We start from the raw sequence: 17,063 nt of genomic DNA, 5'->3' as shown, positions 1-17,063 counted from the left end.
AGGCGACCCTCTGATAAGGTTTAGTCTCCGGGATGAAAGCGAAATGGTGGCTTTAGCCGCAGTGAAGAGAATATCTGAGAATAATCAAAATTTTGTAGCCGGGTATGGTAGTATAAAACAGTAACAAAAAAGGTCGATATCCGTTCGCGGAGCTTGACCTTAGGTCAATGATCATAATTGAGTTCAAAGCCTACGGCAAAAAGCACCAATACCAAGCCATAGATGAGGCTATTAGAACGGTTAGATTTATCCGCAATAGCTGCATAAGGCTATGGATGGACAACAAACAAACTGGAAAGTATGACCTTAGCAAATACTGCAAGGTCTTGGCTAGAGAATTCCCATTTGCTAATGAACTGAACTCTACTGCCCGTCAAGCTGCTGCGGAGAGGGCATGGTCATCAATCGTCCGTTTCTACGACAATTGCAAGAAAAAAATACCTGGAAAAAAAGGCTTTCCTAAGTTCCAGAAGAACTGTCGTTCAGTTGAGTACAAACAGTCCGGTTGGAAGTTTTCCCCTGATAAAAAGTCGATTACGTTTAGTGACAAGAAGGGAATTGGAAAGCTCAAGCTCAAAGGTACTTGGGACTTGTGGCGATTCGACAAAAAACAAATCAAAAGGGTTCGGATAGTTCGACGAGCTGACGGGTACTACCTCCAGTTCTGTGTTTCAGTTGATGTCAACGAAAAATTAAAGCCAACTGGAAAAACCGTAGGACTGGATGTAGGACTGAAGGATTTCTATACGGATTCCGACGGCAATACACAACCCAACCCTCGGTTTTATAGAACGGGTGAAAAGCGTTTAAAGTTTTATCAACGTCGGGTTTCCCGAAAAAAGAAAGGCTCTGCTAACCGTCGAAAAGCCATTAACAAACTAGGTAGAGAACACCTTAGAATAAGTAGGCAACGTGAAGAACACGCCAAGAGACTGGCGCGTTGCGTAATCCAATCTAACGATTTGGTGGCCTACGAAGATTTAAGGGTAAGGAATTTAGTTAAAAACCACTGTCTCGCCAAGTCTATTAATGATGCAGGTTGGTATCAGTTTAGGAAATGGATGGAGCATTTTGGAACTAAGTTTGGCCGGGTAACTGTTGCAGTCAACCCAGCCTATACAAGCCAAAACTGCTCTGAGTGTGGCGAGGTCGTGAAAAAGTCTCTATCAACTAGGACTCACGCCTGTAAGTGTGGCTGTCAGTTAGACCGTGATCACAATGCTGCCATCAACATACTGGAAAAAGCCTTGAGTACTGTGGGGCACACAGGAACTTGGATTTTAAATCCGAACGCTTGCGGAGAATCGACCTCTACTTTTCCTGACTCCGGTCTGGTTGAGCAAGTTGGCTCGTTGAAGCAAGAATCCCCGCGTCTAATGACCGGGGAGTGTCACCAACCTACTTCTTGAGCTACTCCATACAATTCCTCTAAATGTCGGCAAAATTCACTGTAGGTTCCAATTTGCCGTGCGTCTAATCCAGTTAAATCTAAATTTTCTTCAGTACTTTTCTGTTGGAGGTCTACTCCTTCCTGCTTGTTACGCATATTTAATCGGTAAGCATTTTGGTCTGGATAAATTTCAAAAATTATCTCGATCGCGTCTTCATAGGTGTCTAAGGAAAGGGTTAGATCGAAGGGCTTTCCAGGTAAAATCAAGCTGATGCTGTCATAGCCTGTTGCTTCTTCTGTGTAAAAAACTTGTGATTCTGACATGGCGACAATTATTTGAGTCCAGGCAGGAAAGCTAGTCATTTTTATTCTCCTTTAGATAGTGATGGTAGGTAGTAATAGCAATGCCCTGGGTTTAACCTGAAACTAGCATGCAACGCAATAAACACACGGATGCTACTGTTGAGCAATCGGTGATTCACCACGGCACTAGGGAGGTTATCCCAATAAAGAATACTAAAAATAACAACAATAGTAGGGTAACTATCATACCAATAATGACGAAGGATGTGATTGCCCAACCCCGTTGATGGCGCTTAAAGGTTTTGATACTCTTCCAACGGCGACTTTTCCATGCCCACTCATTGCCCTTGATGCCCAAAATAATCCCCATCACTGGCCAAGCAAGAAATCCAGTCACTAAGGATAGATCGGTCCAGGCAATCAGTCCAATCCAAACTTGATTGGTGACACACCACAAACCTGGTAGACAAAAGGCACCCCAGTTCCAGCCTTGAATCTCTGCTGGCACTGGAACAGATTCGTCAAACACTTGCTTGCAACCGGAATTATTGATGGGAGTAGGTGGTGGGTAGGATTTAGACTGGGGAGTTACAGCCACAGTACCCTTGATTTCTGTTTCTCTAACCTTAGAATCATCAGAATCATCGGTTTGGATTAGGTCTAGAACCTGTTCAGCAGATTGGAATCGCTCAGAGGGTTGGGATGCCAGCAAACGAGATAGGATAGTATTAAAATCTGGAGATAAAGTTACTTCTTCTTCAGTTCGCCAGCTAAGGGTATAAGGGTCAACCAGTTCCTGGGGCTGTTTACCAGTCATTAGTACTAGTGCTGTTACTCCCAAAGCATACAGGTCACTATGGGGAGCAGCAATCCCTAAGCGTAGCTGTTCATCAGGTGCATAGCCAACTTTACCTAAGCAAGTCCCACCAGCGTAGATGGCGGAGTTTTGCCCACTGGTTACGGGGGTATTGACTTCTAGGGCAATTTGTTTGACACCACCCAAGTCAATTAATACTGGTAGTCCATCGGAAGCACGACGGATAATATTGTCCGGAGCAATATCTCGGTGAATTATGCCTAATTGGTGTAGGTAGCTTAAGACCGGGAGCAATTGCTGAAACAGTTGGAGAATTTCGGTTTCGCTGAACCGTTCCCCTTTGCTTACTCGTTCTTCGAGTAAGGTTTGATAGGTTTTTCCTTCAATGTAGTCTTGGACGAGAAACAACCGTTTGCCATCCCGAAAAAATTCCCAGAATCTCGGAATTTGGGGGGATGAAAGCTTGTGCAGCATGGTTGCTTCCCGTTGAAATAGTTCTTCGGCTTTTTCAATGGGTTGGGTGCCCTGGTTTCTTGGAGTCAGCTCTTTTAGGGTTACTAGTTCATTAAAGCGTCCAGTGTCTTTGGCGAGGTAGGTTTTGCCAAATCCCCCTTGTCCTAAGGTGCGCTGAATTATGTAGCGATCGCGTAATCGGCTTCCAGTCTCTAATTTATTGTCTAGATTACTATTGTCTAGATTACTATTGTCTAGATTACTATTGTCTAGATTAGTGTCTAAGAGACTGCTACTGGGAGGGAGTAGAGAGGCACCACAACGAGAGCAAAAACTTGCCCGACTGGGATTGATTTGCTCACATTTCATACAAATGATTGAATTCATGGCTCCACTCTTTTGAATACCAGTTGGGTTCATGCCGTTGCTGCCTAGTTAATTAGTATTATAATTGGCACTAGAATTGGCTCGATATGATCTATTTTAGCCACCATCAGAAAAATGATAGTTCATTCAAATGTGATGCTTGGGGTAAGTATTGTGGACGGTTGATGGTGAATTGTAAACGAATTGTCAACCGAAGGCAGCAATCTTAATCAAAAATAGTTAATAAGAAATATTAAGGTCGCAATTATTAACTATTTCAGGCTTAAAATTATAAAGTTATGTGCGTAGAACGTGGGTGATGGTGCAAATAACAGGAACAACAAAGTTACTGGGTGTGATTGGTGATCCAGTGGAACATTCTTTATCACCACTGATGCATAACCGAGCGATCGCATCTTTGGATCTCGATTATGTCTACCTACCTTTACCGGTAAAATCAGCAGATTTGAAAAATGCGATCGCTGGTTTTGAGGCGATTGGTCTAGTGGGCTTCAGTATCACCATTCCCCACAAGCAGACTATCATCCCCTTGTTGTCGGAAATTTCAACAGTGGCTCAAGGGGTGGGAGCAGTGAATACTGTTTATCGCACCGATATCGGTTGGATTGGTACGAATACCGATATCGAAGGATTTATCACCCCGTTGCAAGGGTATAACCGGGATTGGAGTCAAACTACTGTAGTCATTTTGGGGTGTGGTGGTGCAGCACGAGCCGTAGTAGTAGGTTGTGCCGAACTCGGTTGTACTGAGATTCATGTGCTTGGCCGCAATCAGGACAAGTTAGGTCAATTTAAGCAAAGCTGGATTAATTCTGACCTTGCTATTACTATTCATACTCATCCTTGGCAACAACTACCGGAACTCCTGGCTCAAGCCAATTTGTTAGTTAATGCTACTCCTGTGGGAATGTATCCCAAGGTCGAGCAGTCTCCTGTGGATCAGGTAACCATGGCTAGGTTGCCAGAAAATGCGATCGCTTATGACTTGATTTATACTCCTAATCCCACTCAGTTTTTACGACAAGCCAAGGAACAGGGCGCGTACGCTATTGATGGATTGGAAATGCTGGTGCAACAGGGAGCAGCAGCTTTCAAAATTTGGTTAGGACAAACTCCACCAGTGGATATTATGCGTCACGCTCTGCAGGAGAAATTGGGATTATTGAAAAGTTAGTTACTTTTTGCGAAAATGCAGAATTCCCCAACTGAGGTAACCGTTCTTGCCAGCATCAATCCAATGATTAAGACCTACTTTCATGGCGTCAATGTAATCCTTGCCACTATCGGCAACGGCTTGCTGATAATTGGCATCTACCGTTTCTAGGACTCGCCGATAATGGTTCACCAGTTGCGCCGTTAGATCAATCACCTGGATTTCTTCTAAACCTGTAACCTTAGCAGCCTTGCGATAGAACTCAATAGAACCAAGGGAGTCGAGGTGAATGCGGTCTAAAACCGGTTGCAGCAATCCTTCGGGACAGTCATCACTCTGCATGGGATCAGTGAAGATGAATTCACCTCCCGGTTTCATCACCCGCTGAACCTCTTTAATCAACTGAATCCGGTTACCACTGTGCAAAATTGCATCCTGAGACCACACCACATCAAACTGTTCATCCTCGTAGGGAATGTCTTCAAAACTACCCTCGATTACTTCAATCAAAGACCCAAGTCCCTGTTCTTGGTTCATTTGAGAATTCCGTTGATTCTGAACTTTGCTTACATTCAAACAAGTGACATGACAACCGAAGGTTTTAGCCAAATAACGGGCTGCTCCACCATAGCCCGAGCCAATATCGAGAACGGAGCTATTTTCATTCAAGTTCAGTAATGAGGCGACCCGTTCAACCGTGCGGCGACTGGCATCAAAAACAGGTTCATCTTCCCGTTCATAGATACCAACATGAATATCTTCTCCGCCCCAAACAGTGGCATAGAATTGATCAGCACTATCACTGTTGTAATAAGTTCGAGCGGTATCAACGGTTGTGGAATAGTTCACTTGGTTTTGTCCTTTCACCTTCTTTTTGTATTCTTTTTCGGCAACATGAACAAAGAAATCTTGTTCATCATTATGATAGCTTTCTTGGAAATACCCATAAGTTTTAATTCCTTGAAACCCTACTTCTTGCATTAAATTTATGGTGTAATCCTTCCGCAGGGGAAACCTATTAAGATGGTAAACCGATTGATCGGGGAATTCATATTTAAATCTAGCTAAACCTTCATCCAAATATTCAGGTTCGGCTTTAACATCTTCACCACAATAGTAGTAAATATGTTTTGAATAAAAGCCATGATCTAAAATGCTGTCATAATTCCGTTGATCTAGAATTAAAATGCCATCATAGCGAAGTGCAGCATAGAATTCTGCCAAAGCTTTACGGCGATCGCCCTCACTAAACAGATGAGTAAAGGAATTTACTAGACAAATTACAGCATCAAATTTACTATGAATATCGCGATTTAACCACCGCCAATCCGCTTGCACTGTTCGCAGAATTAAACCATGACGACGGCCATTTTCAAATGCTTTGGCGAGCATTTGCTGACTCCCATCTGCACTCACCACTTCAAATCCTGCTTTTAACAGACGAATGGAGTGAAATCCAGTTCCTGTTGCTACATCTAGGACTTTTTTGACACCGTGTTGTTTTAATATATCGATGAAAAAACTACCTTCACTTTTGGCACGGGTTTCCCAGCTAATCAACTCGTCCCATTTTTCTACAAAGCTTTGGATGTATTCTGCTTGATATTGAGATGTTTGTCGAACAGCAGTTGGATTTTCGCCGTAATCCTGTTGCTCCTTGTCAACTATAGATGTTGAATTTTTGCGGTTATTTTTCATCTTGCTGTTCTGTGTAACTAAATTTTTGGATATTTTCAATCAAAAGCCCATTAAGCACTGATCGCAGAATTAATTACCTATTCGCAATCTCTGTAACCTTGACATTGTCAGGTTTTTTTTTAATCTGTAATTAATTTTGTGCACTTGCTTATTCCTTAATATTGATTGATCAAAAATCTTGAAGTTGACCAAATTATTAAATTTGCCATTGGAGGCCGGATGCTGACTGCGTGACACATCTGTGTGAAAACTAGGCTGATCAGATTCTACACTGTAATCACCTTACCCTAAAAACAGCTTAATTTAAATCCCGACAAGACAAATAGTGATACCAAGGCTTGGGTGGGCTAGTGGTATCGGTAGGGAAAGAGGTCAGAATGATCGTACCATCGGGACCTGTCATCCAGCCTTGAGCTTCCACAATTCGTTTTGGCTTAGAATTCTTTTCGGTCGATGGCGCTAAGGTCTGATTGTTATCAAGATTGTGATCAATTTCACTAAGGGTTTGATCATCAAGAGTCACCCAATCAGCAATGATGGTTTGACCAATAATCGGGTCGAAGGGACTAGCCGGAATGCCACCGCGTCCAGTAACAATAAATTCACCAAGTTCATCGACTGAGATTTTTCCACTTCTCGGACAGCTAGCAACAATCAGTGATGATGGGTCAGTTAAATTGATCGGTAGTTGATCTAATCCCCGAGGGGGTTCAGGATTGCCCCTGTTAATGGTCACTATTCCTTGTGTACCAGACTGAGAACTGGCATCGATATCATTAGTGCGATTTCCCTCCATTGCTTTACGCTCCTCAATCAGACGGACATCTTCGGCATTAATGGTGATCTCACCGCCTTGACCCTGGTCAGCTTTGGCAATGATATCGCTACCATTACCACTTGAGGGAAAGGCAATTAAGAGGTTGGTATCAATATCAATGTTGCCACCTGTAGCTTCATCTAAAGCCTCTGCGGAGATTAGGCTTTCGTTAAGCATCACGATTGATTCTGATACGTCTAGTGTGATATTCGCTCCTGATTGCCCCTCGGCAGTTTTAGCTTCTAGTCTTCCGTAGTTGAGCAGCAGGGAATTAGCTTTAATGTCCAGATTTCCTGCTACCCCGTTGTCACTGGTTACGGTTATTTTCCCTCCATCTTCAACTTTCAGGGAATCAGTATCAATTGTGATTGTACCGGCTTGACTAGTAGCTTTCTCTTCTCCAGCGCTGGCAATGACTCCATTATCAACAGTTAGTGTATTGGTAGTTAATATAATATCTCCACCTCTGCCATTGCCGTTCGTGCTAGCACCTAGCGTCGCACCATCAGTCACTGAAATGGAGTTACCGTTAATTATAATGTCACCACCGTTGCCCTCTTTTGACTTAGGATCCACACCAGTCAAGATCCGACTAGGTTTGTCATTAATGCCCACTCCGTCTATTGAAACCTGATCACGAACTGTAATGATCACATCCCCACCATTACCCTTGCCTTGAGGACCAGCTGCTAACCTGCCACCTTCAGTAATGGCCAATGAACCTTCTGTAACTGTGATCCTGATATCGCCACCATTGCCTTCCCCCTGGGATTTAATATCACTAACTATGCCACTATTTCCTTCACTCAGCTCCTTGATTCCGTCAAATAAAACGCGATCGCGAGCTATGATTTCCACATCACCCCCGTTTCCCTTGCCACTGGTTTCGGAAACTATCTTACCACCGTTAGTAAACGAAACTGACCTAGCTTTAATCAATACCTTGCCACCGTCGCCCACTGCTTGAGGTCTAACTCGAGTGAATATAATAGTTGAAAATTTCTTCTCTTCTCCATTTACTTTATTCTTAGCAGTGCCATCAATGATAACTTCATTCTCAGCAATAATTGATATGTTGCCACCATTTCCTATGTCATATATTTCAGCACTTATTTGACCGCCATTGGTCACAAAAACTGACTTGGCCTCTATGGTAATGTCGCCACCTTTACCTTCAGCTTGTGGTTTGTTACTAGAATTTCTATTCGGACCGACTCGAGACCGCAGACCGCTGGCTATTATCTCATTACTTGCTATCCCGTCAATCGTAACTGTATCGCGAGCTGTTATAGTTATATTACCGGCATTTCCTTTTCCCTTTGTGTCAGCTACGAATCTAGCACCATTGCTGACAGTCACTGATTCAGCATCAATCAATATATCTCCTGCGTTGCCGATTGCGTCAGGATCAGCTTGGGTCACAATCGAATCTCTGTTCTTATCAACGATAACTTGATCCTCAGCAATAATTGTTACACCACCACTATTTCCCTGTCCTGTGATCCTCGACTCCAAGAAAGCATCATTCATAAACAAAGAGCCTGTGGTAATCGGGTGCATCTCACTTTTGCAATTAGGTAAAAATTCGAGCGAAAATTCCCACACTTCCCACACTTCCCACCGAGTACATGGGATGTTTTGTAAGACTCAAGTTGAGAATTGTCCGTTAAGGTAAGCGCACCGATGCTTGAGTACTTGAGGGACGTTGCTTTCCTCCCACTGAGCCCCTGAGATTTTGATGCGCCGACCAACCTGTTTTACCGTCGATTCGATCGATCCTGACCCTATGGAAATGCCTTCGGCTTGGTAATAGCCGTAGTTAACAATACGGTGCCGATGCTTGTTGAGGTAGATAATAAAGTTCTTGACACGTTCATGTTGCCAGTCTTTGAACTGTTCAATCGCGCCATCGACATCCCCAAACCACAAACAAGCTTCCACTGCATCTAGGCGCTGCTGTGACCCACCTACCTTGCCCAGATTCTCTATTAAGTGATACCAGTCTAGAATCTCACATCGCTGTGAAGTAGTTCCAATCTCCGCAAAGATATTCCAGATGCCGTCATGACCATCACCCAAGCAGATCAGTGGCGTGCCTAGGGGCTGTTGGTTGACCCAACTGACCAAACTTACGTTCTCGCAAAAGAATGCACCTAGACTGTGCTCATGCAAATTCACCGCTTTGTAATCACGCCACTGGCAAGGCTCACCTTTGGCAGTGCGTAACCGAACTTTGCCGCCATCTACACTCATTTCTTCAACAGTCTGGTCGAGGTCGGGCAACTCAAAGTCTTGGCGATGTACCAGGCGTTGCTGAGTGCTGTGGGAAACCGACATTCCTGTCAACACCTTGATATCTTCAGCGCTATTGTTGTAGGAGGCGTTGGCACTCAGCAACAGACAGCACTTCTCCAAATACGGACTCCACCTTGTGTAGGGTTTGACCTTTAGCACATGAGCTTGTTTCTCGCTTAAACTCAATTCCCCAAGGATGCTTTTGAGGGTACGTTTTCGTCCGGCACGGGTGCCGCTGCTGGTTTGGATAAAAAATTTCCTATCTCTGGACTGACATGCTCAAGAATATGACCACGAACCGCCTCTTCTATCCCGGACAACGTTTGAAGCTGCTCAGGGTCGGTTTCTACGCACACGTAAAGCAGCAATTGCTTGGGCGTGAGCTTTGATTTGGGCATGTTTGTCAGCATCCAGCACGCAGCACTCTTGTGATCATAGGTCAACCAATTAAAGCTTACCTGTGATTGGTCAAAACCGAACTTAAGTATTTATGCTTAATACAAAATCGGGATGCACTCGTGGTAATCGAAATACCACCACTATCACCGATAGCGTTTTGTTCTATGTTGTTGAAAATGCCAGTAGCCTCACCATTTTCCGAATTTCCTTCAAAGGTGACTGTGTCATCAGCAACAATGGTCACTTTACCGGCATCAGCTTCACCAAAGGTACTGGTTTCGATCTGAGCACCGTCAGTGGCAAAGAGGGAGCCAGTATCGATCTTGATATCCCCACCTTTTTCTTTGCCAAAGGTGTTGCTAATAATAAAACTTCCGTCAAGGGATAGTTCATCGTTTGTAACCACAGTAATATCCCCTGCTTTACCAGAAGCGGAAGAGGCATCAATGCGTTCGCGTAGCGTCGGCGAAGCCGAATCGCTTATTTCAATCCTGCCTCGATAATCAATAATCACCTCACCAGCATTTCCTGAAAACCTCTGGTTAGTCTTATCTACCTTACCGTTATCGTTGGCTATGGTGCCATCACCAGTTAGAAGTGAACTAATTTTAAGGGTTTCACTCACTAAGGATGGGTTAGGTTGATACTGATTCGTTAACAATACCCGTCCATTGGGAGCATTAATCGAGATCTTGCCAATTTCGATATCCGCACTAGTCGCAGCCGTCCCAAGGTTAGATCCTAAGTTACTACTATCGGTATTTCCTGGAAAACCCCCCAGTAATGTCCAATCTATACCAGCACGGATATCTAGGGTAGGTTTGTTACTGCCATCAATCACTACAGACCTTCGAGCTTGATCCGACAAGGTCACATTAGCCAGACTAGCCAAGAACGGATTGGAGTTATTAGGACTAATGGCATTATCCGCTGTATCGGTAGAGTTAATCTCAACATCACCAAGCCTGACACTCCCTCCTGCCAAAATATGTAGTGACGCTCCGGTATAGTTTCCTAAACTGACATCCCCATTAGTCAGAATAATGGGATCATGGGTACTGACTAAATTTCCCGGTAACCCATCCAACTGTTCGATGCTGATATTTCCGCCAGCGGTATAGTGAGCATCCCCGGTTACCGGATTATGCGATTGGCCTTGGCCTTTGGGCCACGCTGCGCGAATGGCCACGCTACGCGAACGCAACCATAAATCACTACCAGCAAATAAACCACTATCGGTATGGTTATGGGCAGCAATATCAATTGACTGATTCCCCTGAATTAGCAGTAAGCCACCAGAGTACGCTCTAAAGGGTTGCGCTACACTATCCCTAATCGTGACTGTATCTTCTCCAAACAGAGTCAAATTCCTACCAGCATTCAGTTGACCCTGTAAATCCAAGTTGCCAGCGGCTAGGGTTAAATCTTGTCCTACGGCTAAATTCCCAGCATTTGTAATTCTGGTCCTCGGGTCATATTTGCCATACTGCAATCCTGGGGTGATATTAATCGTTAACAGTGGCGGGGCTTCTGGTGATGTGGCACTAAACTCCTGCCCATCACCAAATACCAAACTATTGGCAGTAGACGCTACAAAGGAACCAGCTACATCTAATCTGGCCTTGTGTCCAAACACAATACCATTGGGATTGAGCAAAAACAGATTTGCTGCACCATCTACTCCCAAAGTACCTAGAATATTCGATAGATTACTGCCGGTTACTCGTGTTAATATCCTCTGAATTCCCGAGGAATTAGCAAAATAAACCCGTTGTAGTTCTCCTACATTAAATTCCGCAAAACTATGGAACAAATTCTCCCCACGAGTTGCTCCCCCTTCAATTAAATCTGCCAGCGCCCCCTTGACCTGTACATTAGGAGTTACCCTTGAGGCTTCATTTCCCAAGCTGCCATCGGGAGTAATGTCAGCTAAAACTGGAGCATAAAAACCCCAAGCAAAACATCCGGTTAGGCAAATTATCCTTAATTCTAAACATGCACCAACAGCCCTAAGCATTTTAACCAATAAAATCCTGTTATTGGGAAAGTCTATAACAGATTTTACCTGATTAAAATCAAAACAAATATTTACTTAAATAATCTTAATAATTAGTAAAAAATCACGGAAATGATTAGAAAAATTATTAGTAAAATCATTAGGGAAATTATTAGGTTGGAATCCAACAGGACTTAAGCTGCCAACCGGTTTTACGAAGTAATAAGATAATTAAGTGTATAAGCATTCAGCCGTCAGTGGTCAGTGGTCAGTGGTCAGCTGATAGCGTTTATCATAGCTATGAGGTACACATTATTTTTTACCTCTTCCCACTTCTAAATTAATTGCTCCCTGCTCCCTGCTCCCTGCTCCCTGCTCCCTGCTCCGAAGTCCCTAAAACCCAGATATTTGTACCTCATGGGTATAAGACTTGCTAGAGTTTATTTAAAAACACCTAAAGTAGGGTGGCACAGTCTTCGACGCATCGGACCTAAGCCATAAGCACCTCAAGTAGCCTGTGCATAAGCTGATAGCTGATAGCTGATAGCTTAAGTAAGTACTACCATTAGAGGACTAATAGAGCACTAACTATGGGCAATACCTTTGGACATCTGTTTCGAATCACTACATTTGGAGAATCCCACGGGGGTGGGGTTGGGGTAGTCATTGATGGCTGTCCACCGCGATTGGAAATTTCTGCGGCAGAAATTCAGGTAGAACTAGACCGCAGGCGTCCAGGTCAGAGTAAGATTACTACTCCTCGTAAAGAAACTGATACCTGTGAAATTGTTTCGGGACTATTTGAGGGCAAAACCCTGGGCACACCAATTATGATTATGGTGCGCAATAAAGACACTAGGCCCCAAGACTATAGCGAGATGCAAAAGACCTATCGGCCTTCCCATGCTGATGCTACCTATGATGCTAAGTATGGCATTCGGAACTGGCAGGGAGGAGGACGTTCTTCAGCCCGGGAAACTATCGGGCGAGTGGCAGCGGGTGCGATCGCAAAAAAAATTCTCCAGCAAGCTGCTGGTGTAGAAATCATTGGCTACGTCAAGCGTATCAAAACCTTAGAAGGTATCGTAGACTCCAACACCGTTACTCAAGACCAGGTAGAAAGTAATATTGTTCGTTGCCCTGATTCAGAATGTGCTGAACGGATGATTGAACTGATTGAAGAAACTGGACGTAGCGGTGATTCCGTTGGGGGTGTAGTAGAATGTGTGGCTCGCCATATACCCAAAGGCTTGGGAGAGCCAGTCTTTGATAAGCTAGAAGCGGATTTAGCCAAAGGGGTGATGTCCCTACCAGCTAGTAAAGGTTTCGAGATTGGCTCTGGCTTTGGGGGCACTCTACTTACCGGCAGTGAGCATAATGATGAATTTTACACAGACGAAACCGGTGCAGTGCGCACTGTTACAAATCGCTCCGGTGGCATTCAAGGTGGCATTAGTAATGGCGAGACTATTATTATTAGAGTAGCGTTTAAACCCACTGCTACCATCCGCAAAGAACAACGTACTGTCACCACTACTGGTGAAGAAACCATTCTAGCTGCTAAAGGACGTCACGACCCTTGTGTTTTACCCAGGGCCGTACCTATGGTAGAAGCAATGGTTGCTTTGGTATTGTGCGATCACCTGTTGCGTCATCAGGGTCAGTGCGGTACTTTGAAGCATTAACTTATCAATGAAGACAAGCACTTCCTCCGAGTTTTCGGTTAAATTTTGGGGAGTCCGAGGCAGTATACCTAGCCCTGGACAGGACACAATTCAATATGGCGGCAATACGTCTTGTGTAGAGATGCAAGTGGCTGGGTTACGCCTGATTTTCGATGGTGGTACTGGCTTGCGGTTGCTGGGAAAAAGCCTTAAGCAGCAGTTACCCATTGAAGCTTATTGGTTTTTTACTCACTACCACTGGGATCATATTCAAGGCGTGCCATTTTTCATTCCAGTCTTTGTGGAAGGGAACATTTTACATATTTATGGCGCAGCTCCCCCAGGGGAGTGCATGGAGAAACACTTCAAGGAGCGGGTCTTACACTTGAATGCTCCAGTTCCTACTAACAAAGTCAAGGCAGAATTGAAGTTCTATGACTTAGAATTAGGTCACAACACTGTCACCATAGACGATATTACCATAGAAACTGCTCCTTTGAATCATCCTAATGGTGCTATTGGCTATCGCGTAACCTGGCAAGGGCATTCCGTGTGCTACTGCACCGATACAGAACATTTTTCCGACCGCCTTGATCAAAATGTGGTGTATCTAGCCCGTGATGCTGATCTATTAATATACGATGCTATGTATACCGATCAAGAATACCACAACCCCAAATCTCCCAAAGTCGGTTGGGGCCATTCCACCTGGCAGGAAGGGGTGAAGCTGGCAAAAGCTACTGGTGTTAAGAAACTGGCTATCTTCCACCACGAACCTAATCACTGTGATGATTTTCTCGACAACCTAGCAGTGGAAGTCAAAGAAGTGTTTGATGGCGCGTTTATAGTCAAAGAAAGGATGATTGTTACGGTCAAATAATGGTGAAGGGTGTAGGTTGAAGGTTGAAGGTTGAAGGTTGAAGGTTGAAGGTTGAAGGTTGAAGGTTGAAGGTTTTTCGCCTTTGGCCTTCGGTGAAGGGTAGGTTGTTTCGGTAGCGTGGCCGAAAAGCCAAGGTTGAGTGTTGATAATATGTTTATAGTCAACATTATTATTGATGATTAGACCTCTCCCCACCTAAATTCTTAACCCTTCACCCTGCGTCGATACCCTGTGATCTCAATCCAAGTCCAGACTTTCCAACTCCGACTGGAAGTCTGCTACAAAGGCTTCAGTATCATCCAGTTTCATATCGTTCAAAGCTTCCCACTCTGCATCGGTATAGTTGGCATCGCTCCCAATGACATCCATGGTCCAAGAGTAAATGTTGCTAGGATCTTCGAGAAGTTCTACAGCAAATTCACGGGCACTTTTGCTGATACTCGGATCTGCCTTAGCTGCTAAACAAAGGTTTAACAGTTTACCCAAAGATGTATCTGGGGTTACTGACAGTAATAAAGTCATGGTGTCTTCCAGGAGCTTTTTTTTGTCTACCATGCTTGAGTACTCGTGACAGTTATTTTCCGAGTAAAATATTATAGTAATTTGGTGGAAAGTTGTTGATCATAATAAACATTTTTTTTGTTTTATTTATGCTATCTTAACTCTCTGTCAATTTTCACTGTTGAACCTTCACTAAGTAGGTGATTTGTATTCACTAGATAGTGCCAAATAGATGCCACCCAAAACAACTCCAAAAGCAATCCAGTTAAAAAGACTCAATTGTTCGTAGAAGAGTATCCAGGCACCGATAGCTGCTAGGACCGGTTCTAATAACAAAAAAACAGCAACAAATCCTGAGGAAAAGTGATCGAGGCTATATACCAGCAGCCATTGACCCAAGATCTGACAGACTAAAGCAAAGCAAAGAATAGCACTCCATCCCTGCCAGGAATAGGGAAACAGGTTATCTCCACTCAGTAGGGCGATAGGTAGGCTAAACACGGTAGCGATCGCAGAACTCCAAAACAAGATGGTGGTTGCTTTAAGCCTGGTTTGGAGTCTTTCGAGAATCAATAGATAGACAGCAAAAGTGATTGAAGCCAGTATGGCAGCAATATCCCCCTCTACTTTGCCAGTGGTGATTTGCCAGTCTTCTAGTCCAATTGCGATCGCTCCTGCCATGGCGAGGCTCATTCCCATCAGGAATTTGCTTTCAAAGCCTCTTTTCCATACCAGCCATCCCCCTAAAATGGTAAACACTGGCGTGAGATTAGCCAGTAGAGTTGCGTTGGCGACGCTGGTTTGAGTTAATGACCAAGCCCAGATGATGATGTCAGCAGAGAAAAAAATCCCGACTCCTAGCAATCCGCCCCACACCCAACCTGAGTCAGGCAAATAATCTTGTGTTATCGGTTTATCAAGAGAAATTCGGCAGCGTAACCCTTGGAGTCCTTTCCACAGACCCAAGAGTGTGGTACTAATCCAGAAGCGATTAAATGCTGTAGCGCTCGCAGAGATTTCACGCTCACTGAATCGGATGAAGATTGGTGTTGAAGATAGAAATATTAAAGCGAAAAATAAAGCAGCGATCGCCATGATCATTAGGGTTTGGGAAAACTGCTCTTCTGTTGACTCGAACTGATCTGTCATGTAGTTATATTATGTCCATTAAATTACCCATAATTAATAGTGTCTTTGCTAGTGGGTAGTGGGTAGTGGGTAGTGGGTGATAGCTTCTAAGGAAGCTAACTACTGTAAGGAAACGCCACTGTTTCCGGGTACATCTCAATGCCTAAAATTAGGCAAAAATTATAATCAAAAGAGATAACTTCTTTTTCTGGGGTTATTTATTTATCTGCGATGATTAACGCCTGCACCAAATCCCTTATTAGCTATAGTTTAAATCCATAACAGTTTATGTAGCAGAGAATAATCACCTATTCTCTGCTTTATCCATAACTTAACTCTCGTTTTTAGGCTCTACCTAGAAGTGTCTGATCGGAGGCTTTGCCTGATAACGATGGAAACGACTTGCGAGTGGAATTCCCTATTTTAAAATAGGACAATCAGTCGATCCTCTTGAATTAATTGATTAATTAATTGTTAACTATAACTGCCTGTTTTAGATTATTCCACCAGGTATCCATTGCTGCTATAGAATCAGAGAAACCCTCATGGATTTCACTTAAGTTTAAACTATGTTGTTCGTAGTGGTTAATAAAGGTACCCAGACCATCTTTATGTTCCTGTTCTACTCCATTGAGATGAAGATCGAAGAAGTATGTCAATTTTTCTGAGGGTTGACAGTTCTCCTGAGACGTTGAGTACAAATCGGTTAGATTGCGAACTAGCTCTAACTCTGGAATAGCACCTGCCTCAGTTGCATAAAAAACACCACAGATTTTACTCGCAGAGCCTGACTTACAAAGGTCAAGCATAGTTTCCAGGAAACCCTTAGTTTCTACTGAGAGCACATACTCATCCACCTTAAATTGGAATGACTCTCGAAGCCCATCGGTATAGATAGCAAAATGGGACTCTTCACCAGAAGCTCCACTTTCTTCATCAGAGTTTCGCTGTAATTCCACAGATATGGCAGGAGCAGATTGAGAATTATCAGAAGCTACAGACAGGAGCATAGGATTGTGCCGGGAAAATCCACTATGCTCTTTGATATAGTATTCTAACCTTTCGGGAGGACACTCAGGTAAAGTTAAGTTAGTCCGTATCCTTTGAAAAAGTGACTGAACTTCTTGATCAAGTAAATCTGTATTAAGCATTACTGTAATTTAATCCGATTGCCTTGATTAG

The 17,063-nt window shown here is 43.7% G+C and carries 13 protein-coding genes and 1 pseudogene; 4 read left to right on the top strand and 10 right to left on the bottom strand.

The window, feature by feature from the left end:
• Positions 1 to 167 precede the first annotated feature (167 nt).
• Positions 168 to 1,409, top strand: coding sequence for a transposase (locus tag F6K51_RS07565; protein ID WP_293019297.1), 1,242 nt, complete (start codon positions 168 to 170; stop codon positions 1,407 to 1,409).
• On the opposite strand, the gene F6K51_RS07560 is transcribed toward F6K51_RS07565, so the two are convergent.
• Entirely contained in the window at positions 1,391 to 1,753 is a 363-nt protein-coding gene (locus F6K51_RS07560) for a hypothetical protein (RefSeq protein ID WP_293019295.1), read from the bottom strand. The two genes, F6K51_RS07565 and F6K51_RS07560, sit on opposite strands and share 19 nt — an antisense overlap.
• Before the next feature lie 115 nt (positions 1,754 to 1,868).
• Entirely contained in the window at positions 1,869 to 3,350 is a 1,482-nt protein-coding gene (locus F6K51_RS07555) for a protein kinase (RefSeq protein ID WP_293019293.1), read from the bottom strand.
• Between the two features lie 298 nt (positions 3,351 to 3,648).
• Between F6K51_RS07555 and F6K51_RS07550 the strand changes: the two genes are divergently transcribed.
• Entirely contained in the window at positions 3,649 to 4,524 is an 876-nt protein-coding gene (locus tag F6K51_RS07550; RefSeq protein ID WP_293019307.1) for a shikimate dehydrogenase, read from the top strand.
• On the opposite strand, the gene F6K51_RS07545 is transcribed toward F6K51_RS07550, so the two are convergent.
• From F6K51_RS07545 to F6K51_RS07530, 4 genes and pseudogenes are all read right to left on the bottom strand, one after another.
• A complete protein-coding gene (locus F6K51_RS07545) occupies positions 4,525 to 6,201 on the bottom strand; it encodes a class I SAM-dependent methyltransferase (protein ID WP_293019291.1) in 1,677 nt (558 codons plus the stop codon).
• A gap of 298 nt (positions 6,202 to 6,499) precedes the next feature.
• Positions 6,500 to 8,578, bottom strand: coding sequence for an S-layer family protein (locus tag F6K51_RS07540; RefSeq protein WP_293019289.1), 2,079 nt, complete (start codon positions 8,576 to 8,578; stop codon positions 6,500 to 6,502).
• Between the two features lie 87 nt (positions 8,579 to 8,665).
• Positions 8,666 to 9,727, bottom strand: a pseudogene (locus F6K51_RS07535) (ISKra4 family transposase).
• 40 nt (positions 9,728 to 9,767) lie between these two features.
• Positions 9,768 to 11,729 (bottom strand): filamentous hemagglutinin N-terminal domain-containing protein, encoded by a 1,962-nt coding sequence (locus tag F6K51_RS07530; protein ID WP_293019287.1) that lies wholly within the window; start codon positions 11,727 to 11,729, stop codon positions 9,768 to 9,770.
• A 569-nt stretch (positions 11,730 to 12,298) separates the two neighbouring features.
• Here F6K51_RS07530 and aroC point away from each other — a divergent pair.
• A complete protein-coding gene (aroC, locus tag F6K51_RS07525) occupies positions 12,299 to 13,393 on the top strand; it encodes a chorismate synthase (RefSeq protein WP_293019285.1) in 1,095 nt (364 codons plus the stop codon).
• A 7-nt stretch (positions 13,394 to 13,400) separates the two neighbouring features.
• On the top strand, positions 13,401 to 14,252 hold the full coding sequence (locus F6K51_RS07520) for an MBL fold metallo-hydrolase (RefSeq protein WP_293019283.1): 852 nt from the start codon (positions 13,401 to 13,403) through the stop codon (positions 14,250 to 14,252).
• On the opposite strand, the gene F6K51_RS07515 is transcribed toward F6K51_RS07520, so the two are convergent.
• From F6K51_RS07515 to F6K51_RS07500, 4 genes are all read right to left on the bottom strand, one after another.
• A complete protein-coding gene (locus F6K51_RS07515) occupies positions 14,245 to 14,385 on the bottom strand; it encodes a hypothetical protein (protein ID WP_293019281.1) in 141 nt (46 codons plus the stop codon). The two genes, F6K51_RS07520 and F6K51_RS07515, sit on opposite strands and share 8 nt — an antisense overlap.
• 104 nt (positions 14,386 to 14,489) lie before the next feature.
• The gene (locus F6K51_RS07510) at positions 14,490 to 14,807 is read right to left on the bottom strand and encodes a hypothetical protein (protein ID WP_293019280.1); all 318 of its coding nucleotides are present in this window, start codon (positions 14,805 to 14,807) and stop codon (positions 14,490 to 14,492) included.
• 138 nt (positions 14,808 to 14,945) lie between these two features.
• Entirely contained in the window at positions 14,946 to 15,902 is a 957-nt protein-coding gene (locus tag F6K51_RS07505) for a DMT family transporter (protein ID WP_293019279.1), read from the bottom strand.
• Positions 15,903 to 16,348: 446 nt separating this feature from the next.
• The gene (locus F6K51_RS07500; protein ID WP_293019278.1) at positions 16,349 to 17,032 is read right to left on the bottom strand and encodes a DUF3865 domain-containing protein; all 684 of its coding nucleotides are present in this window, start codon (positions 17,030 to 17,032) and stop codon (positions 16,349 to 16,351) included.
• Between the last annotated feature and the right edge of the window lie 31 nt (positions 17,033 to 17,063).

This window comes from Moorena sp. SIO3I8, from assembly GCF_010692325.1.
In the GTDB taxonomy this organism is placed as follows: domain Bacteria; phylum Cyanobacteriota; class Cyanobacteriia; order Cyanobacteriales; family Coleofasciculaceae; genus Moorena.
This window is presented reverse-complemented; position numbering and strand designations above follow the sequence as displayed.